Genomic DNA, 18,677 nt, shown 5'->3' on the forward strand with positions numbered 1-18,677 from the left:
GCGCGCTCGCACCTCCTAAAGCCAATATGTCGCGTCGGTTCATTTCAAGCCCCCCAGAAGTCCACAACCCGGATGCTAGCACAGACAAGCTGTTGTCTTCACCATGATCTCGCCCCAGGGAGCCTGGACACCCTCGTCGTGGCGCGCGGAAAAACGGGCCCCTAATGCGCGGCCAGATCAGGGGCCAGAGTTAGGGATGGTGGTGCAGAAACCCGCCCTGTTACCGCGGCTTGCGGGACGGGCCTGAAGGCAGAGACCGGTGTCGGGAGGTGGTGGCGGAGAGGATGGGATTCGAACCCACGATACCCTTTTGAGGTATATCCCCTTAGCAGGGGGACGCCTTCGACCACTCGGCCACCTCTCCACCTGCGGGTTTAGAATGCCCGGGCGGGGCTATCAAGCGCGAGTTGCGGCAAATGGCTGCACTGAACACACCTGCCAAGGCGGGGCATCCGGTGCAGCCTTGGTGATTGGCCTAGAAAAACGCCTGCAGGCCTGTCTGGGCACGGCCCAGGATCAGGGCGTGGACATCGTGGGCGCCTTCATAGGTGTTGACGGTTTCCAGATTGACCATGTGGCGCATCACCTGGAATTCCTCGGAAATGCCGTTGCCGCCATGCATGTCACGCGCCTGGCGGGCGATATCGAGCGCCTTGCCGCAATTATTGCGTTTGACGATCGAGATCATTTCCGGCGCCGCATTGGCTTCGTCCATCAGGCGGCCCACGCGTAAAGACGCCTGTAGGCCAAGCGAGATTTCGGTCTGCATGTCGGCGAGCTTCTTCTGGTAGAGCTGGGTCTGGGCGAGGGGGCGGCCGAATTGCTTGCGGTCGAGCCCGTATTGCCGCGCCGCATGCCAGCAGAATTCTGCCGCACCGAGCACGCCCCAGGAAATGCCGTAACGGGCGCGGTTGAGACAGCCGAACGGGCCTTTCAGGCCAGAGACGTTCGGCAGGAGCGCATCCTCGCCGACCTCAACATTATCCATCACGATCTCGCCGGTGATCGAAGCGCGAAGCGAGAGCTTGCCGCCAATCTTCGGCGCGGTGAGGCCTTTGATGCCCTTGTCGAGCACGAATCCGCGAATCTTGCCGTCATGGGCGTCGGACTTGGCCCAGACGACGAAGACATCGGCAATCGGTGAATTGGAGATCCACATTTTCGCGCCATTGAGGCGGTAGCCGTCGGCGGTCTTGGTGGCGCGGGTTTTCATACCGCCCGGGTCGGAGCCGGCATCCGGCTCGGTCAGGCCGAAACAGCCAATCCATTCGCCACTGGCCAGCTTGGGCAGATATTTCATCCGCTGCTCTTCGGAGCCATAGGCATAGATCGGATACATCACCAGGGACGACTGGACCGACATCATCGAACGATAGCCGCTATCAACGCGCTCAACTTCGCGAGCGACCAGGCCATAGGCGACATAACCCAGCTCGGCGCCGCCATAGGCTTCCGGGATGGTGGAGCCGAGCAGGCCCAGCTCACCCATTTCGCGGAAGATTTCCGGATCGGTCTTTTCTTCGCGATAGGCCTCGATGACCCGCGGCTGCAGCTTGTTTTGGGCGTAGGAACGGGCGGCATCGCGCACCAGGCGCTCTTCCTCGGTCAGCTGGTCTTCGAGGCGGAAAGCATCTTCCCAGTCGAAGCGGCCGAGATCCGGTGCGTCCTTGGCTTTGAGTGTGGTCATGATTGTTTCGTCCCCGTGCCTGGTGCCGGTGTCATGGCGTTGAAATCCGGTTTTCGCTTCTCGAGAAAGGCGCGATAGCCCTCGTTGAAATCTGCGTGTTTGAAAGCCCCGGCAAACAGGGCTTTCGTCTCATCATCATCCCCGTCCTGACCAGCCAGGACCAGAGTGAGCATGCGTTTGGTCAATTCGGCTGAATGCGGCGACATGTCCAGTAGCTGATCCACATAGTCGGCGACGAGCCGCTCCAGGCCCGCCGGCGACGTCACCCGATTGGCAAGGCCGCAGGCGAGCGCCTCGGCGGCGTCCAGTTTGCGGGCTGAGAATAGCAGGTCGCGGGCCATCGGCGCGCCGACCGCCGCGACGAGACGCTTGGTATCATTGAAGGGGTAGATCAGTCCCATTTTCGCCGGGGTGATGGCAAAGCGGGCGCTCTCATCGGCAAAGCGCAGATCGCAGGCCAGCGCCAGCGCGCAGCCGCCACCGATACAGGCACCGCGGATCATCGCGATGGTTGGGTGCGGGAAGGCGGCGAGAGCATCGAGCGCGGCGGCGATCTGGCGCGAATAGGCCTCGCCGCGTGCCGGAGTGGCGTAAACCTCGGCGAATTCGGAGATGTCGGCGCCCGAGGCGAAGCCATCGCCAGCGCCGCGCACGACCAGTACACGGCAATCGTCGGCGATATCCCCAAGCAGGCCGGGCAGGGCGGCCCACATTGCTTGGGTGAAGGCATTGCGGGTGTGTGGCCGGTTGATCACCAGCTCGGCGACGCCGCCACGGCGCTGTATTGTCAGGCCATCGTCGAGCGGTTGTGTCATCGGCGTGAAAAATCTCTTTGCAATCAGGCGGGTCGCAGCGAAACCTTGGTATCGCCGAGAAAACCAGCATAAACCTGTGACAATGGGTGAGAGAAGCGCAGCGCTGCGTTTCGCGCAAGGCGGCCGGGGAGGGCGTTATGAACCAACAGACACTGATCGTGCTGATCACGCTGGTGATCTATAATTTCGTTCTGGTCGGGGTCGGCGTCTGGGCCAGCAAGCGCAACCAGAATGAATCCGATTTCTTCGTCGCCAGCCAGGGGCTCGGCGCCTGGGTGGCGGGCCTGTCCTACGCCGCCTCGACCTCTTCGGCCTGGGTGCTGCTGGGCTTTACCGGCTTTGTTTACGCGACCGGCCTGTCGGCACTGTGGATGGTGCCCGGGATATGGGGCGGCTATGTCGCGGTCTGGCTCTGGTTCGGCAAACGTCTGCGTGAGGAAACGGCTGCTGAAGGCCATATCACCCTGACCGATTTTCTCGCCGCGAAATCGAGCGGCCGGATGCGGGTTTTGATCACCTCTCTCGCCTCGATCCTGATCGTGTTCTGCTTTGTTTTCTATATCGCGGCCCAGTTCGGTGCCGCAGCTGCCGCCTTTGAAACCCAATTCCCCCTCAATCAAACCGAGGCCGTGATGATCGGCGCGGCGGTGATCCTGATCTATTCCCTGCTGGGCGGGTTTTGGGCTGTCAGTGTCACCGACATGCTGCAGGGCTTCATGATGGTGCTGGTGGCGCTGACCCTGCCGGTTGCCGCCTTGATCGCCGCTGGCGGACCGGCGCAGATTTTCGCCACCTTGGCGGTGGAGGCGCCGCCGGCCTATCTCGATTTTTCCGGGGGCCGCGCCGGCTTCATGTTGGGCGGTTTCGTGCTCGGCGTTTGGGGTGTCGGCATTGGCGCTTTGGGCCAACCGCAATTGATGTCACGCCTGATGGCGGTCAAGGATGAGGCTGCGCGCTATCGCGGTTTCGCCATCGCGATGGTCTGGGCCGTGATCATGTTCACCGGCATGACGGTGCTGGCGCTGGCCGGACGCGCTCTGGTCGGCGGCAACGAAAATGGCGAGAACCTGTTCTACCTGCTGGCTGGCGATTTATTGCCGCCGGTTCTGGCCGGCATCGTGCTGGCCGCCGTGCTTTCGGCGGTCATGTCGACAGTTGATTCCATCCTGCTGGTGGCGGCCGCCGCCATTGCCCATGATATGGGCCTATCGCGGCGCTTTCCCGGCAGCGAGCTGACGGTTTCGCGCATCGTGATGCTGGCCATCGCTCTCGTTGCGATCTGGATGACGCTGGCCCTGCCGAGCACCATCTTCGCCCGTGTCTTGTTCGCCTGGGCCGCGCTGGGCGCCGCCTTTGGCCCGATCATCATCATGCGGGTGATGCGTATAGAGCCGAGCGGCCGCGCCGTGCTTGGCGCGATGGCGACCGGTTTTGCCCTGACGGTCTTCTTCAACGCGATGGGCGCCGTCGATCCGGCCGGGCTGGACGGGGTAATGCGCACCCTCGCCGAACTGGCCCGTCTGCCCGGCGATCCGTTTGAACGGGTCGTGCCTTGGGTGCCGGCGCTGGCGATATTGTGGTTCGGGCGGGTGAAGGCGGGGTAGGGGGCGCCTTAAGGGCTTAGTCTTCCACAACCCCTGCGCTCAATCGCGCTTTCCCCGCGCGCCGGTCGCTGGACCCGTGTAGCCGAAGCGGCTTACGCCTTGAGGCGTGTTGTTGGGGCTGGGATATTGCGCAATCCGGTTATCGCGGCCTTGGTCGTGGCTTTGGTGTCGGCGCTGTCGGCCGGTGCCCAGGAAATCCATATCGTGCACTGCTATCGCGGCGCGTGCCCGAGCGGGACGCCGGTCAGCAATGATCTGATCGTGCGTGAGATTTATGCGCTGTCCTCCAATGACGCCACCAAGCTGGCCGACTGGGTTGCCTACCGGGTGACGCGTGAGACGATGGGATCGTCGGCGGATCTGAACCGCAATTGGCGCAGTGATGAGTTCCTCGACGAGGACGAGACGTTGGAGGCTGGCCGCGGCGCGCGCGACGATTATCAGGGCGCCAATCGGGCGTCGGGCTATGATCGCGGCCACCAGGCACCCTTGGCCTCTTTCGCCGGGACACCGTTTTGGCGCTCTACCAATATCTATTCCAACATCACACCGCAGACTGCGGCGCTCAATCAGGGCGCATGGGTGGCACTGGAGACCGCTGTGCGTGATATCGCCTGGACGCGGCGTGAACTCTACGTGCTGACCGGACCGCTCTATGAGCGCGACATGCCGGCGCTGGGCAATGCGGGCGAGCCGCATTCGGTGCCGTCCGCCTATTGGAAGCTGGTGATCGATGCGGCGGGTAACTCGGCGGGCTTTATCTTTGATCAATCCACACTGCGCGACGCGGACTATTGTGATCACTCCGTCTCGATCAATGAGATCGAACAGCGCACCGGGCTGGATCTGATGATCGGTTCCGTTAGCGGGCCCGGCGGTGATGTGCGCGTCGCGCTGGGCTGCGTTGCGGTGTGAGGCGCTATAAGGGGCTGGCGGTTGGTTGAGCGAGATGAAGCCGGACCGCGCCTTGCCGGGGTGAGGCGGCGGGCCTATTCTCCCGCCTATGAGCCTGTTTGTTGTCAGACCTGCGCGCGCCATAGCGGCGCAGCGAATTACGGGCCCGGTCTCGCATGGCGAGCCGGATTTCCGTGATTGATTTGACTGGATGCCGGTATCGGCATCGACACTTGCGAGTGAATGCTCATGCCCACACCTGCCCAACTTCATCTCGTCTGCGGCAAGATCGCCGCCGGCAAATCCACCCTTTGCGCCCGGCTTGCCGAGGCCCGCGGGACAATACTGCTCAGCGAAGATCTGTGGCTCTCGACGCTCTGGCCTGGGGAGATCGTAAAGCTGGCCGATTATGCGCGGTGTTCAACCCGGCTGCGCGCCGTGATGGGCGATCATATCGCGGCCTTGCTGCGCGCCGGCGTCAGCGTGGTGCTGGACTTTCCGGCCAATACCCTGCCCCCGCGCAGCTGGATGCGATCCATCCTTGATGCGAGCAGTGCGGCGCACACGCTGCACTGGCTCGATGTGAGCGATGAGGTCTGCAAGGCGCGGCTGCGTGATCGCAATGCTGCGGCCGATCATGCCTATCAGGCCAGCGAAACAGAGTTCGACCTGTTTACGCGCTATTTCGTGCCACCAGGCGCGGAGGAGGGGTTTGATGTGATCCGTTACGAGGCCTGAGTGTCCCAACTGTTTGCCCCCTGCGACACCCAGACCCTTGACGCGGCGCGCGTCTCGTAAGACCAACCAGTTATGATCGCTGAACTCGGCCAGGCCGCCCTCATTCTCGCTTTTGTCGTTGCGCTCTTGCAGGCCGTGCTCGGTTTCACCGGGGTGGCGGTGCGCGATCCGGTCTTCCATCGCTTTGCGCGCTCGGGGGCGATTGTCCAGTTTGTGCTGGTGGCCTCGGCCTTTGCCTGTCTGACGGCACTGTTTGCGGTCTCGGATTTTTCCGTGATGGTGGTGGCGCAGAACTCACACACGCTGAAGCCCATGATTTACAAGCTCTCCGGCGTCTGGGGCAATCATGAGGGCTCGATGCTGCTATGGGCGCTGATCCTGACGGGCTATACGGCGGCGCTTTCCTTGCTGGGGCAGCATGTGGCGCCGCGGCTGATCACGCTGACCTTTTCGGTGCAGTCGCTGATCACGGCCGCCTTCATCGCCTTCCTGATTTTCACCTCCAACCCGTTCGCGCGGCTGTTTCCGGTGCCGCTCGACGGCGCCGACCTCAATCCGCTGCTGCAGGATCCCGGCTTGGCCTCGCATCCGCCGATGCTCTATGCCGGCTATGTCGGGTTTTCGATCACCTTCTCCTTTGCCGTTGCGGCCCTGATCGAAGGGCGTGTCGATGCGCGCTGGGCCCGGATCGTGCGGCCGTGGGCGCTGACCGCCTGGACCTTCCTCACGATCGGCATCGCGCTGGGCGCCAGCTGGGCCTATTACGAACTGGGCTGGGGCGGCTGGTGGGCTTGGGACCCAGTCGAAAATGCCTCGCTTATGCCTTGGCTGGCGGGCACGGCCTTTATCCACTCGTTGCGGGTGATGGAAAAGCGCGACACGCTCAAGGCTTGGACGATCCTGCTGGCCTTGATCGCGTTTTCGCTGTCGCTGGCGGGCACATTCCTGGTGCGGTCAGGCGTGCTGACATCGGTGCATGCTTTCGCCGTCGATCCGGAACGCGGTGTCTTCATTCTCGGCATCCTGATCCTGGTGATTGGCGGCTCGTTGACGCTGTACGGTCTGCGCGCCGGCCAGCTCAAACCGACCGGCGTGTTTGCCGAAGTCAGCCGCGAGAGCACGCTTCTGGTCAACAATCTCTTCCTCGCCGCCGCATGTGCTCTGGTTTTCTTCGGCACTTTCTATCCGCTCTTCATCACCACCGTCTCCGATGAGACGATCTCGATCGGGGCGCCATTTTATCACGCCACCTTCATCCCGATGATGGCGGTGTTATTCCTGCTGGTCCCGGTCAGCGTCATGCTGGCCTGGAAGCGTGGCAAGCTTGGTCCGATTGCCAAAAAGCTGACACCAGCCTTCATCGCCGCGATCGCCGCCGGCCTGATCGCTTTGTGGGTTGCCGAACGCGAAGCGATTGCCGGTGCGATCGGTACCGCGCTGGCCGTCTGGGTCGGGCTGGGGGTATTGCTCGATCTCAAATCGCGCGTGAAATTGTTTGAGATCGATTTCGCCGCCAGCTGGGCCCGGGCCAAACGCCTGCCGGCCGGTGTCTGGGCGATGACGGTGGCGCATTTCGGGCTCGCCGTGCTGATCTTCGCGGTCACCGGCGTCAGCGCTTGGAAGGACGAAACCAGCGCTTTCCTGATGCCCGGCCAGTCGCTGGAACTGGATGGTTATTCGATTGAACTGGTCGATGTCGTGCGCAGCGACCGCGAAAACTTCGTCTCTCAAGCCGGCACGCTGGCGGTTTCGCGAAATGGCCGCGAACTCGGTCAGATGATCGCTGAACGGCGCTTCTACCCTGTGCGCGAAATGACGACCACGGAATCGGCGATCCGCACCCGGCTCGACGGCGACCTCTACGCCACCATTGGTGAGGGCATTGAGGGGCGCGGTTGGCCGGTTCATGCCTATCTCTACCCGCTGGCGATCTGGCTGTGGATCGGTTCGGCCCTGTTGGCGCTTGGCGGACTCCTGGCGATCGGTGATCGCGGCCGGCGGGCGCTCTCAGCGCGTATTCCGGCAGCGCGCAAACCGGCGCCGTCCTACGAAGGGGGGATGGGATGATGGGACGCTGGCTCGCCTTTATCCCGCTGGTCGTGTTCGCCGTGATGGCGTTGTATTTCGGCATGGGGCTGCGCGAAGATCCCAGCGCGATCCCGTCGCAATTGATCGACGAACCTTTGCCGGCCTTTGATCTGGCCCCGGTTGCCGGTAGCGAGCAGGGCCTGTCGAATGCCGATCTGGCCGGGCATGTCAGTCTGGTCAATGTGTTCGGGTCCTGGTGTCCGCCGTGTGCGATTGAACACCCGATGTTGATGCAGATTGCCCGCAGCGGCGTCGTGCCGATCTATGGCGTTGATTGGCGCGACACGCCCGAGGCCGGTGCCGCTTGGCTGGCGCGTCATGGCAATCCCTATACCGCCGTCGGTCTCGACCCGGAGAGCCATCTGGCGATTGATCTGGGCATAACCGGCGCGCCGGAAAGCTTCCTGGTCGATGCCGCGGGGCGCGTGCGCTACCGCCATGTCGGTATGATCACTCAAGCGGATTGGACCGAGACGATCCTGCCCCTGATCCGGGAGCTGGACGCCTCATGATGCGCGCTCTGATCGCCTGCCTCGCTCTCGCTTTGGCTCTGACATCTGCCGCCTTGGCCGCGCCATCGCCGGACGAGGCTTTTGCCGATGCCGCGACGGAACACCGGGCGCGCGGGCTCTACACACAATTGCGCTGCGTCGTCTGCCAAAGCCAGAGCATTGACGAATCCGGCGCGTCGCTGGCGCAGGACATGCGCATCGTCGTGCGCGAACGCCTCGTCGCTGGCGATACCGACGCTGAAATTCTCGACTATATGCAGGCGCGCTATGGCGATTACGTGCTGATGCTGCCGCCCTTGCAAGCCAATACGCTGGTACTTTGGGGCTTGCCGTTTTTCATTCTGCTGCTGGGCGGTGTGTTGATCGTCGTCTATGTCCGGCGTCAGGCCCGCGGGCTGGCGTCCGAGCTGAGCCCGGAAGAAGAGGCCGAACTGGCCGCCCTGATGGATGAGGAGGGCCAGTAATGCTGTGGATCCTGATTGCCGTAATGGCCAGCCTGACCGTCGCTGCTCTGGTGCTGCCCTTCATGCGCCGCAAGACGGAGACCGAGGATGACGGGCTGGGTGCCTTCGCGGGCCAGCTCGAGGAATTGAAGCGCGACGGCGAACTCGGCCTGATCGCCCCCGACGAAGTGCGCGCAGCTGAGATCGACATCAAGCGCCGCCTGCTGGCGGCGTCCGGGCAGGCCGACACTGAGGAACGGCCGAGCCCGCTGCTGCGCCAAGTGGCGATCATCGCCTGTGGGCTTGGCGGCATGGCGGCGGTCGCGATCTATATGATGGTCGGCACGCCGCAGCCGCTGGTCGCAGACGAGCCGGCGCCAGTTGAGGTCTCGGCCGAGATGCGCGATGTGCTCGACCAGGTCGAAGCCCTGGCGGCGCAGATGGCGGCGAATCCCGGCGACGCCCAAGGCTGGGCCGTGCTCGGCCAAGCCTATCTCAGCCTTGGCCGCTATAGCGAGGCAGCCAATGCCTTCGATCAGGCGATCAACATTGTGCCGGACTCGGCCTTCCTGTTCGCCTCGCTCGGTCAAGCGCTCTTGTTTGATGCGAATGGTACGATGACGCCGGCGGCGCGTGAAGCCTTTGCCCGTGCCCTCGATGTCGATCCAACGGATGTGCGGGCGCGCTTCTTCATGGCTGAGGCGCTGTATCAATCGGGTGAGACCGAGGCGGCGATTGCGGCTTGGCAGGCTCTATTGGCCGGGGCGCCGCCGGATGCCGCCTATCGCGGCATGATCGAGGCGAGGCTGGCCGCGCTCACGCCTCAAGCGGAAACCCACGAGCCGGAATAGGGCCCTTGCGAGTGAGTTAGGGGCGGGGTGAATACTGAACAGCCGACTGTGTCAGTTAAGATCGCGGTCCTGAAAATTCTGCACCGGACGTGCCCCATCGTCGCGCACCCAGCTGACGAACATTTCGAGTTGCCGGTCGGCTTCAATCTGGACTTGGTCGGGTAGCTGTGTCGCATTTGCGATCTGATCGCGGACCGTCGCAGGGCAGGCCATGGCAATCATCCAGGCCCCCGCGACCGCTGCGAGCACATATATACCGTTTTTCATCAACGCCTCCCCAGCCGTGACTCACCACAGGTGATGCATTACAGAACCTTAATATTGCTGGCCGGTCCATCCCGAGGATCGATAAAACGGTCGGTTTTTCACGATATATCGGATCGGAAAGCGGGTTTTCGACGATGATCGACCGGTCAAACGCCGGAGAGCGGCGCGGGCGTGCAATCGCAACCGGTCATAAAAGATTGCAATACCGCCAGCTCTGGCTTTGGAAATGCGAAAGACTGTCGCTATAACGTGCGCGGCAAACAGGCCCGATTCGGGTGAATCGAAGCCAATCTTCCAGATGGATGCTCGATGCCGACAGAACAGAACAAGCGCGATGCATCGGACCAAACGGACGCGCACCGGGCGATTCTCGATCTGGTTCGCTTGGGCACGGTCGGCGAGTCCGACCATGACCGCGCAATCGGCGAAATTCTGCAACGTCTCAAGACCTATTTTGATCTGCCGCGCGTCGCCGTCTGCCTGATTGATTCCGGGCTCTATTCCGTCAAATGCCTGATCGATGATACCGACGTCTATCATGTCGGTGATGTGCTGCCATTGGCCGGCAGTTGGTGCGAGCAAGTAGTTGCGCAGAGCCAATCCGTTCTGGCCGTATGCCGACAGGAGGGGGATTTTTCAACCTATCCCGGATTGCTCACCGGCAATGCGCTGACATATGCCGGCGCACCGATCAGGGTGGGAGGACAATTTCTGGGCACACTGAATGTGACGGCGTCCGAGGCTCGAAGTGTTGCCTTCGACGCGGGCGATGGGGAGGTGTTGGATGTGGCGGCGGCCCTGGTCGGGCATCATCTTTCACTGCAACGCGCCGAACAGCGTTTTGAACTGGCCATGCGCGGTTCAAGTGTCGGCTTTTGGGAGTGGGATGTGCGCACGGACGCCATTTTCTGGTCGCCACGTTACCTGGAGATACTGGACCTCGATGGCAAGGATGTGGATCGTACGATCCAGGGGTTTCAGGCCCGGCAACACCCCGATGATCGTGCGCGAATTGCCGAAGCGATTCAGGCGCATCTTGAGCGCCGTGAGCCGTATGACATCGAATACAGGCTGCGCCGGCAGGATGGTGACTATATCTGGGTTCATGCCCGCGGTCAGGCGGATTGGGATTCATTCGGTGTGCCGCAACGTATGGCTGGCTCGGTCGACGATATCACCTCCCGGAAGTTGGCCGACAGCGCGCTGTTGAAGAGCGAAGAACGCTATGAGCTCGCGGTCAAGGGAACCGGCGTTGGCATTTGGGATTGGGATGTCGCGTCAGGGGAAGTGTTCTGGTCCGACCAGTTATTGAGCATGTTGGGGGATGGTGACTCGCAGCCCCGCCAATCGATCGAGAGTTTTGGTGAACGGATCCACGAAGAGGATCGCCCGGCCGTGATGGCGCTGCTGCAAAGCCATTTGGACGGAAAAGCTGATTACAGGATCGAATATCGCACCCGCCTTCCCAATGGGCAGACGATCTGGGTGCATACGCGTGGTCAGGCCGCTTGGGACGCTGCGGGCCAGCCTGTGCGCATGGCAGGCTCGTGTCACGACATCACCGCTCGCAAGACCGCCGAATTGCAAATTCAACAACAGGGCGAGGAGTTGCAGCGGACCAATCGGGAGCTGGAACAATTCGCCGCCATCGCGTCGCATGACCTGCAAGAACCCCTGCGCAAGATTTCCAGCTTCGGCGCCCTGCTGACGCGCGACTATTCCGACCGGCTTGATGATCGTGGCCGGGTGCTGATCGACCGCATGGTTGATGGTGCCCAGCGGCTAAGGCAACTGGTTCAGGACCTGCTGGGCTATTCGCGGTCATCCAATGATGCGATGAAAATTGACGAGGTTCCGCTCGCAGCCCTGATCGCGGAAGTCAGCAATGATTTCGAGGTTGTGATCGGCGAAATCGGCGCCGTCATCGAGTGTGAGAGCGATGCGGTGCTGCTCGGCGACCGCGTGATGTTGCACCAGCTGTTCCAGAATCTATTGAGCAATGCGCTGAAATATCGCAGCGATGCAGCGCCACATATCCGCATCTTCGCCGACCGGTTGGACGAGAGCGCCTGTTGGCGTCTGCGCGTCGAGGACAATGGAATTGGCTTTTCGAGTCGCCACGCAAAACGGGTGTTTGAAATCTTCAAGCGCTTGCATCCGCGCGACCAATATCCGGGCACCGGGATCGGGCTCGCCCTGTGTCAGCGTGTGGCCGAACGCCATGGTGGCCGAATCTGGGCCGAGAGCGAGCCCGGCCAGGGCACGCGTATCCAGATCGACTGGCCATTCGCGCCCGGCGATGGCCTGGCGGCGGTACAGACGAAACCAGCCGGACCTGCCGATGGTAAATAATGATGTGCCTGATGCAGTGAGATGATCGACATTTCGCCGCGACGGCCCCATCTTTCTCGCAACCACGATCCAACAATGAGTCTGACCCTATGAAGCTTGATAACGCTGCCATGACGCGATCCATGGCGATTGTCCGAACATGGGGCACGCTCAACTGGGCCAGTGTTTTTTCGGTTATTCTCTATCCCGTTCTGGGGCTTGCGCTGTTGGTGACGATGGTCGTGCTCGGCCTGGCACTTGACGGTTTGACCCTGCGCTGGTGGTACGCACCGCTCGGCCTCGGGGTCATGGCGGCAACGATTTTCCTCTGCAATATGGGAATCGGTCCCCTGCACCGGATCTGGCAGCACCGTGCCGGCGAGATCAAATGGCCGGCCCAGGTGATCTTCATGTTCAATTGCATTCTCGCCATGCAGGGATCGTTGAAAGACTGGGTCAATTACCATTCCCAGCATCACCGCTTCGCGGATAATCCTGGTGATCCGCATAATCCGCTCGAGAGCAAGGTTTGGGCCTGGATGGGCTGGATTTTGTGGCGCGACGCGGCTGATCTGGAACGCCCGATGCCGATGTGGCTGAAGGAGAACAAGGTCGTGCTGTTCGCCGACCGTTTTCACATCTCGCTCTCGCTGGTGATGCATTTCCTGGTTCCGGCGCTGATCTACCTCGCCGTGGCCCTGAGCGGTGGCTCCCTGATCTTGCTCGCCTTGCTGCATGCCTGCGTCATTATCGGCCGCGGCATCCAGTTCCACGCCACCACGCTGGGCGTGAATGTGTTCGGCCATATGGATACGCCAAAATGGGTCGATTATCTGCTGGCGCTGCTGACCGGCGGCGAAGCCCTGCACGATCATCATCATGAATTTCCGCGCAGCGCGCTGCATTTGCCCAAGCGTGGGATCTGGAACCGGATTGTCGATTATAACGGCACCATGTTGCTGGTGCTGCGCCGGCTTGGACTGGCAAAGAATCTGGAGATCGCACCGCAATTCGCGTGACGCGTCTGCAGCTTGCAAATCTTTGAGCCCCGGCAAGCCTGCCGGGGCTTTTGTTTGTCCGCCACGCACCCAGTGAATACGCGATGGCTCGCCGGTGTGCCCAAGCCGGGCATGCGTTTTCGTTCAACTGACCCGATCAAGCTCGATTTCTGCCCCGGCATCGCTTAAGCTATGGGGCACGTCTTGCGAGCTCCTAGCCTGGCCTTATGTCGGCCGGATCGGGCTGAGACGCGGGTTTCTGCCCCCGAACCGAATTTGCATCCCGTATATGCGAAAACGGAAGTTGAGCCCTGCTGCGTTGGCGCTGACTTTTAACTGAAAAGGCCATTTTGAAGCATGGACCGAGTGGCCGTTCGACGTTAGCGTCTGGGTAGAAGTATCATACCGAATGTTCGATTACGAGAACAGCTTGCGACAGATTGGGGAGATAAATGCCGGATCTTGAAACTTTCCGTGCCGAGACCTGCGCTTGGCTTGAAGCCAATTGCCCGGCCGAAATGCGCCGTCCGATGAAGGATGAAAGCGATGCCGTTTGGGGTGGGCGCAATCCGGTCTTCCAGTCGGAGGCACAAAAAACCTGGCTTGACCGCATGGCCGCCAAGGGCTGGACCGTGCCGGAATGGCCGACGGCTTATGGCGGCGGCGGTTTGTCCAAAGCCGAGGCCAAGGTTTTGCGCGAAGAAATGGGACGCATCAAGGCGCGCTCGCCCTTGCTTTCCTTCGGCATCTGGATGCTCGGGCCAGCGCTTTTGAAATACGGCAATGAAGAGCAAAAGCTCGAACATCTTCCCAAGATCGCCCGCGGCGAGATCCGCTGGGCCCAGGGTTACTCGGAGCCCAATGCCGGCTCGGACCTCGCCGCCTTGATGACAAGATGCGAAGATCAGGGCGATCATTACCTGGTCAATGGTCAGAAAATCTGGACCTCTTATGCCGATCAGGCCGACTGGATTTTCGTGCTGGTCCGCACCGATTTTGCCGCCAAGAAGCATGAGGGTATCAGCTTCATCCTCGTCGACATGGATCAGGCCGGTGTCACCACCAAGCCGATCAAGTTGATCTCTGGCAAATCGCCCTTCTGCGAGACTTTCTTCGATGATGCCCGCGCCGAGAAGAAAAACCTCGTCGGCGATCTCAACAAGGGTTGGACGATCGCCAAATACTTGCTCACCCATGAGCGTGAAATGATTGGTGGCACCGGAGCCGGATCCGGTGCGATGCGGCCGATGGGTGATGTCGCGATCCAGCAGGTCGGTCTCAATGAGCATGGCCAACTGGCCGATCCGATCCTGCGCACGGATGTCGCACGGGCCGAGATCGATGGTCTGGCCTTCCTGTCGACGTTGGAGCGCGTCACCGAAGAGGCCAAGTCGGGCCAGGGCGTCGGCGCCAATTCCTCCATGCTGAAATATTACGGCACCGAGCTGAACAAGCGCCGCCTCGAATTGATGATGGATGGCTCTGGCCATGACGCTCTGGAATGGGATGGTGATGGCGATGTGGCGCGGCACTGGTTGCGCACCAAGGCCAATTCGATCGAGGGCGGAACCTCCGAGGTCCAGCTCAACATCATTTCCAAACGCATTCTCGACCTGCCGAGCGCCTGAGGAGACATCACATGGCAATGCTGCTGAACGAAGAACAAGGCATGCTCAAGGATGCCGCCAAGGGCTATCTCAAGACATCGGCGCCGATCAGCCAATTGCGCAAATTGCGCGATATCGACAGTGCCGACGGCTTCGACCGCAAGAGCTGGAAGGACATGGCCGAGATGGGCTGGGCCAGCGTGCTCGTGCCCGAGGAACATGGCGGCGTTGCCATGGGCCATGTCGCCGCCGGCGTCATCGCTGAGGAAATGGGCCGCACGCTGACGGCCTCGCCCTTCCTGTCGACCGGTATCATGGGCGCTACTGCCTTGTCGCGCTTCGGCAGTGAGGCGCAGAAGGCTGAGTTCCTGCCACGTCTGGCGGCAGGCGAGTTTCTCACCGCTTTGGCAGTCGACGAGACCCACAAACATAACCCGTCGAATGTGGCCACGACGGCACAGCGTTCCGGGAACGGTTTCAGGCTCGATGGTAGCAAGACCTTTATCGCCGATGGCCATGTCGCCGATATGTTGATCGTCTCGGCTCGTACCGCCGGTGCTGAGGGTGAGGCTGACGGCGTCACGCTTTTCCTGGTGCCCCGCGAAGCGGCAGGCGTCTCGGTTGAACGCGCCTCGATGATCGATAGCCGCAATTCGGCAGCGATCACGCTGGAAGGCGTCGAAGTCACCGCCGACGCCGTGCTCGGTGAAGTCGATGGCGGCTATACGGCGCTGGAAGCGGTGCTTGATGCCGGCCGTGCCGGTCTGGCAGCGGAAATGTCGGGCTCGGCGCAGGAATGCCTGGCTCAGACATTGGGCTATCTGCGCGAGCGCAAGCAGTTCGGCGAGATTATCGGCACCTATCAGGCGCTTCAGCATCGCGCTGCGCATCTCTATACCGAGATTGAACTCGGCAAATCCATCGTCCTCAAGGCTTTGCAGACGCTGGACTTAGCGCCCGACCATGCGGCGATGATGGTTTCGGCCGCGAAGTCGAAACTGGGTCAGGTCGCCCAGCTCTCGGCGCGTGAGGCGATCCAGATGCATGGCGGTATCGGCATGACGGACGAATACGATATCGGCTTCTTCATCAAGCGAGTCCGTGTCGCTGAAGCGCTGTATGGTGATGCCAATTACCACACCGACAAATTCGCGCGTTTGCGCAAATACTAGCTTAGCCACGGTCGGGAGGCCCAGCATGGATTATACGGGAAAAGTGGTCGCGATCACGGGCGGTGCCCGCGGGATTGGCTTGGCCATGGCGCAGGCCTTTTATGATCGCGGTGCGAAAATCGCGCTCGCCGATCTGGAGGGAGCTGAGGAGGCCGCCAAGGCATTCGGCGGCTATGGCGCCCGGGTTGATGTCACCAAGGAGGCCGATATTGCGGCCTTTCTCATCCAGACCGAAACCCGTCTTGGGCCGGTCGATGTCTATGTCTCCAATGCCGGTATTTTGCGCACCGACGAACCGAGCTGGGATGCGGCCGGGGCTAATGACAAGGCTTGGCATGACAGTTTCGAGGTCAATGTGATGGGCGCTGTTCGCGGCGCGCGTCAGGTCTGGCCACGGATGAAACCGCGTGGCGGCGGCGTCTTCGTGCTCGTCGCTTCGGCCGCCGGCCTGTTGGCCCAGATCGGCGCGTCCTCCTATACCGCCAGCAAGCACGCTGCTGTCTCTTTCGCTGAAAGCCTGGCTGTCGCGCATGGCGATGACGGTTTGCAGGTTGTTTGTGTTTGCCCGCAAGCCGTCCGCACCGCCATGCTCGGCGGCAGCGAGGATGGCGGCATCGCCGGCGCTGATGGCATTGTCGAGCCATCCCAAGTGGCCGACGCCATGCTGGCGGCAATCGAAAACAAGCATTTCCTCGCCTTCCCGCACCCGAAAGTCGCTGAATACGAAGCGTTGCGGGCGACTCAGCGCGATCGCTGGCTCGGCGGAATGCGGAAATTTCGCCGCATGATGATGGGTGATCGCGGCCGCCCGGTTTAGACTGAAACTACGACAAGCGCAGCGCACAAGAACCAGACAATCACGGGAGAGAGACGATGGATTTGGGTATTTCCGAGCGGGTCAGGCCGCTGATCGAGCAGGTTCGCGCCATGGTGCGCGACGAGGTCCTGCCGCTCGAGGAGGAATATCACACCGAGGTCGGCAAGGCGCCGGGCGGCGATCGTTTCGTCTTCACTGAGCGCCAGATCGAGATCCGTGAGACCTTGAAAGCCAAGGCGCGCGAGCGCGGGCTGTGGAATTTCTGGCTGACCGGATCTGACCGGGGCTATGGCCTGTCGACGCTGGAATATGCCTATCTCGCCGAAGAGATGGGTTGGTCCTTCCTGGCGCCGGAAGTGTTCAATTGCTCCGCTCCGGATACGGGCAATATGGAAGTGATCGAGCGCTATGGCTCAACCGCGCAAAAGACGCGCTGGCTGAGCGATCTGCTCGAAGGCAAGAAGCGCTCGGCCTATCTGATGACCGAGCCGGATGTCGCCTCGTCCGACGCGACCAATATTGCCTTCTCCGCCGTTCTCGAGGGCGATGAGTGGGTCCTCAACGGCGAGAAATACTGGGCCTCTGGTGCTGGCGATCCACGCTGTGCCGTCTATGTGTTGATGGCACGGACCGAAGGCGAGGATGCGCCGCGCCACGGCCGTCATTCGCAATTCCTGGTCGATGCCGCCACGCCGGGAATCGAGCTGTTGCGTCCGATGACGGTGTTTGGTCATGACGACGCACCACACGGCCATATGCATATACGTTTCTCCAATGTGCGCGTGCCCAAGGATACGATCATCCTCGGTCGTGGCCGCGGCTTCGAGATTTCCCAAGGCCGACTTGGACCTGGCCGCATCCATCACTGCATGCGCGCCATCGGCCAGTCCGAGCGGGCCCTGGAACTGATGTGCCGCCGCGCCGTCTCGCGTACCGCCTTCGGTCAGAAACTGGCCAAGCTGGGTGCCAATAAAGACATCATCGCCGAACGCCGCATGGCGATCGAACAGGCGCGTCTCTTGTGTCTGAAAGCCGCTTGGATGATGGATCAGGGCGATGCCCGCGCGGCCGCGCCCTACATCTCACAGATCAAGGTTATCGCCCCGCGCGTGGCGCTGGAGACGGTTGACGAGGCGATGCAAATGCATGGCGGTACCGGTGTGTCGCAGGATACGCCGCTGGCCAGTATGTGGGTCGGTCTGCGCACCTTGCGTTTTGCCGACGGCCCCGATGCCGTGCATCGCATGGTGATCGCCCGCCAAGAGCTCAAACGGTACGTCAACGAGGCGATGGAGGGCTGAATGGCGGATCGCAAACCGGCACCCTCGCGGGACCAGGTCGACAAGGTCGTCGAATTCATCGTCGCCAATGAACCGCTCTTCGCCGTCGGTGAGATTGAGAATTTCGGCGTCCGGCAATGCGGCTATGTCAATGCGCCGCCGGATCTGCGCTTTCTCATGGCCGCAGCGATGGAGTTCAAGGACAGGACCGCGATCGTGTTCGAGGACCAGCGCTGGACCTATGGCGAGCTGATCGGCAAGGCGGTTGCGTTGGCCAATGGCCTGATCGAGCGTCATGGCGTCACGCCGGGCACGCGCGTCGTGCTGGCGATGCGTAATTGTCCCGAATGGGCTGCCTGCTTCCTGGGCATTATCGCTGCGGGCGGCGTCGTGGTGCCGATGAATGGCTGGTGGACCAGTGAGGAGGTTGGTTTTGGCCTGCGCGATTGCGGCGCCAAGGTCGTCATCGCCGGTGCGCGTCAGGCCGAGCGCATGCTGCCACATCGTGACACGCTGGGTCTGACCCTGATCGGTGTCCGCGAGGGGCTGGAGGGCTGCACCGACACATTCGAT

At 61.7% G+C, this 18,677-nt stretch carries 17 protein-coding genes and 1 tRNA gene; 14 read left to right on the forward strand and 4 right to left on the reverse strand.

Features of this window, described 5'->3' with window-relative positions; translation table 11 throughout:
• Positions 1–273: 273 nt before the first annotated feature.
• The 3 genes from AAC029_RS12755 to AAC029_RS12765 form a co-directional block, all read right to left on the reverse strand.
• Positions 274–364, reverse strand: a tRNA-Ser gene (locus AAC029_RS12755).
• A 111-nt stretch (positions 365–475) separates the two neighbouring features.
• A complete protein-coding gene (locus tag AAC029_RS12760) occupies positions 476–1,687 on the reverse strand; it encodes an acyl-CoA dehydrogenase (protein WP_339748371.1) in 1,212 nt (403 codons plus the stop codon).
• On the reverse strand, positions 1,684–2,502 hold the full coding sequence (locus AAC029_RS12765; RefSeq protein ID WP_339748373.1) for an enoyl-CoA hydratase-related protein: 819 nt from the start codon (positions 2,500–2,502) through the stop codon (positions 1,684–1,686). Before AAC029_RS12765 ends, AAC029_RS12760 begins: the two co-directional genes overlap by 4 nt.
• A gap of 137 nt (positions 2,503–2,639) precedes the next feature.
• On the opposite strand from AAC029_RS12765, the gene AAC029_RS12770 reads away from it, so the two are divergent.
• The 7 genes from AAC029_RS12770 to ccmI all read left to right on the forward strand — a co-directional run bounded on the left by AAC029_RS12770 (position 2,640) and on the right by ccmI (position 9,632).
• Positions 2,640–4,106 carry a sodium/proline symporter gene (locus tag AAC029_RS12770; RefSeq protein WP_339748375.1) on the forward strand — a complete coding sequence of 489 codons (1,467 nt, stop codon included), beginning with the start codon at positions 2,640–2,642 and terminating at the stop codon, positions 4,104–4,106.
• 99 nt (positions 4,107–4,205) lie between these two features.
• Positions 4,206–5,021, forward strand: coding sequence for a DNA/RNA non-specific endonuclease (locus tag AAC029_RS12775; protein ID WP_339748377.1), 816 nt, complete (start codon positions 4,206–4,208; stop codon positions 5,019–5,021).
• A gap of 228 nt (positions 5,022–5,249) precedes the next feature.
• Complete coding sequence (locus tag AAC029_RS12780; protein ID WP_339748379.1) at positions 5,250–5,738, forward strand: ATP-binding protein; 489 nt, start codon at positions 5,250–5,252, stop codon at positions 5,736–5,738.
• A 72-nt stretch (positions 5,739–5,810) separates the two neighbouring features.
• Positions 5,811–7,805, forward strand: coding sequence for a heme lyase CcmF/NrfE family subunit (locus AAC029_RS12785; protein WP_339748381.1), 1,995 nt, complete (start codon positions 5,811–5,813; stop codon positions 7,803–7,805).
• Positions 7,802–8,338 (forward strand): DsbE family thiol:disulfide interchange protein, encoded by a 537-nt coding sequence (locus tag AAC029_RS12790; protein ID WP_339748383.1) that lies wholly within the window; start codon positions 7,802–7,804, stop codon positions 8,336–8,338. The genes AAC029_RS12785 and AAC029_RS12790 overlap by 4 nt, the downstream gene beginning before the upstream one ends.
• Positions 8,335–8,802 carry a cytochrome c-type biogenesis protein gene (locus AAC029_RS12795; RefSeq protein WP_339748385.1) on the forward strand — a complete coding sequence of 156 codons (468 nt, stop codon included), beginning with the start codon at positions 8,335–8,337 and terminating at the stop codon, positions 8,800–8,802. The genes AAC029_RS12790 and AAC029_RS12795 overlap by 4 nt, the downstream gene beginning before the upstream one ends.
• On the forward strand, positions 8,802–9,632 hold the full coding sequence (ccmI, locus tag AAC029_RS12800) for a c-type cytochrome biogenesis protein CcmI (protein WP_339748387.1): 831 nt from the start codon (positions 8,802–8,804) through the stop codon (positions 9,630–9,632). The genes AAC029_RS12795 and ccmI overlap by 1 nt, the downstream gene beginning before the upstream one ends.
• A 51-nt stretch (positions 9,633–9,683) precedes the next feature.
• Here the strand turns inward: ccmI and AAC029_RS12805 are convergent, their stop codons facing one another.
• On the reverse strand, positions 9,684–9,899 hold the full coding sequence (locus AAC029_RS12805; protein WP_339748389.1) for a hypothetical protein: 216 nt from the start codon (positions 9,897–9,899) through the stop codon (positions 9,684–9,686).
• 309 nt (positions 9,900–10,208) lie between these two features.
• Here AAC029_RS12805 and AAC029_RS12810 point away from each other — a divergent pair, with 309 nt between their 5' ends.
• The 7 genes from AAC029_RS12810 to AAC029_RS12840 form a co-directional block, all read left to right on the forward strand.
• Positions 10,209–12,251 carry a PAS domain-containing protein gene (locus AAC029_RS12810; protein ID WP_339748391.1) on the forward strand — a complete coding sequence of 681 codons (2,043 nt, stop codon included), beginning with the start codon at positions 10,209–10,211 and terminating at the stop codon, positions 12,249–12,251.
• 89 nt (positions 12,252–12,340) lie between these two features.
• On the forward strand, positions 12,341–13,249 hold the full coding sequence (locus tag AAC029_RS12815) for an acyl-CoA desaturase (protein ID WP_339748393.1): 909 nt from the start codon (positions 12,341–12,343) through the stop codon (positions 13,247–13,249).
• A gap of 431 nt (positions 13,250–13,680) precedes the next feature.
• Positions 13,681–14,856 carry an acyl-CoA dehydrogenase family protein gene (locus tag AAC029_RS12820; protein WP_339748395.1) on the forward strand — a complete coding sequence of 392 codons (1,176 nt, stop codon included), beginning with the start codon at positions 13,681–13,683 and terminating at the stop codon, positions 14,854–14,856.
• Positions 14,857–14,867: 11 nt separating this feature from the next.
• The gene (locus AAC029_RS12825) at positions 14,868–16,007 is read left to right on the forward strand and encodes an acyl-CoA dehydrogenase family protein (protein ID WP_339748397.1); all 1,140 of its coding nucleotides are present in this window, start codon (positions 14,868–14,870) and stop codon (positions 16,005–16,007) included.
• Positions 16,008–16,032: 25 nt separating this feature from the next.
• Positions 16,033–16,824 (forward strand): SDR family NAD(P)-dependent oxidoreductase, encoded by a 792-nt coding sequence (locus AAC029_RS12830; protein ID WP_339748399.1) that lies wholly within the window; start codon positions 16,033–16,035, stop codon positions 16,822–16,824.
• Positions 16,825–16,880: 56 nt separating this feature from the next.
• Positions 16,881–18,125, forward strand: coding sequence for an acyl-CoA dehydrogenase family protein (locus AAC029_RS12835; protein ID WP_339748401.1), 1,245 nt, complete (start codon positions 16,881–16,883; stop codon positions 18,123–18,125).
• A partial coding sequence (locus AAC029_RS12840; protein ID WP_339748403.1) for an AMP-binding protein occupies positions 18,126–18,677 on the forward strand: 552 nt, incomplete at its 3' end.

This window comes from uncultured Maricaulis sp. (assembly GCF_963975345.1).
Taxonomy (GTDB): Bacteria; Pseudomonadota; Alphaproteobacteria; order Caulobacterales; family Maricaulaceae; genus Maricaulis.

What these genes read in the sequence shown, in the direction of transcription:
- AAC029_RS12760 (WP_339748371.1), bottom strand. Translation starts at nt 1,687, where the DNA reads ATGACCACACTCAAAGCCAAGGACGCACCGGATCTCGGCCGCTTCGAC.
- AAC029_RS12765 (WP_339748373.1), bottom strand. Translation starts at nt 2,502, where the DNA reads ATGACACAACCGCTCGACGATGGCCTGACAATACAGCGCCGTGGCGGC.
- AAC029_RS12770 (WP_339748375.1), top strand. Translation starts at nt 2,640, where the DNA reads ATGAACCAACAGACACTGATCGTGCTGATCACGCTGGTGATCTATAAT.
- AAC029_RS12780 (WP_339748379.1), top strand. Translation starts at nt 5,250, where the DNA reads ATGCCCACACCTGCCCAACTTCATCTCGTCTGCGGCAAGATCGCCGCC.
- AAC029_RS12785 (WP_339748381.1), top strand. Translation starts at nt 5,811, where the DNA reads ATGATCGCTGAACTCGGCCAGGCCGCCCTCATTCTCGCTTTTGTCGTT.
- AAC029_RS12790 (WP_339748383.1), top strand. Translation starts at nt 7,802, where the DNA reads ATGATGGGACGCTGGCTCGCCTTTATCCCGCTGGTCGTGTTCGCCGTG.
- AAC029_RS12795 (WP_339748385.1), top strand. Translation starts at nt 8,335, where the DNA reads ATGATGCGCGCTCTGATCGCCTGCCTCGCTCTCGCTTTGGCTCTGACA.
- ccmI (WP_339748387.1), top strand. Translation starts at nt 8,802, where the DNA reads ATGCTGTGGATCCTGATTGCCGTAATGGCCAGCCTGACCGTCGCTGCT.
- AAC029_RS12805 (WP_339748389.1), bottom strand. Translation starts at nt 9,899, where the DNA reads ATGAAAAACGGTATATATGTGCTCGCAGCGGTCGCGGGGGCCTGGATG.
- AAC029_RS12810 (WP_339748391.1), top strand. Translation starts at nt 10,209, where the DNA reads ATGCCGACAGAACAGAACAAGCGCGATGCATCGGACCAAACGGACGCG.
- AAC029_RS12815 (WP_339748393.1), top strand. Translation starts at nt 12,341, where the DNA reads ATGAAGCTTGATAACGCTGCCATGACGCGATCCATGGCGATTGTCCGA.
- AAC029_RS12820 (WP_339748395.1), top strand. Translation starts at nt 13,681, where the DNA reads ATGCCGGATCTTGAAACTTTCCGTGCCGAGACCTGCGCTTGGCTTGAA.
- AAC029_RS12825 (WP_339748397.1), top strand. Translation starts at nt 14,868, where the DNA reads ATGGCAATGCTGCTGAACGAAGAACAAGGCATGCTCAAGGATGCCGCC.
- AAC029_RS12830 (WP_339748399.1), top strand. Translation starts at nt 16,033, where the DNA reads ATGGATTATACGGGAAAAGTGGTCGCGATCACGGGCGGTGCCCGCGGG.
- AAC029_RS12835 (WP_339748401.1), top strand. Translation starts at nt 16,881, where the DNA reads ATGGATTTGGGTATTTCCGAGCGGGTCAGGCCGCTGATCGAGCAGGTT.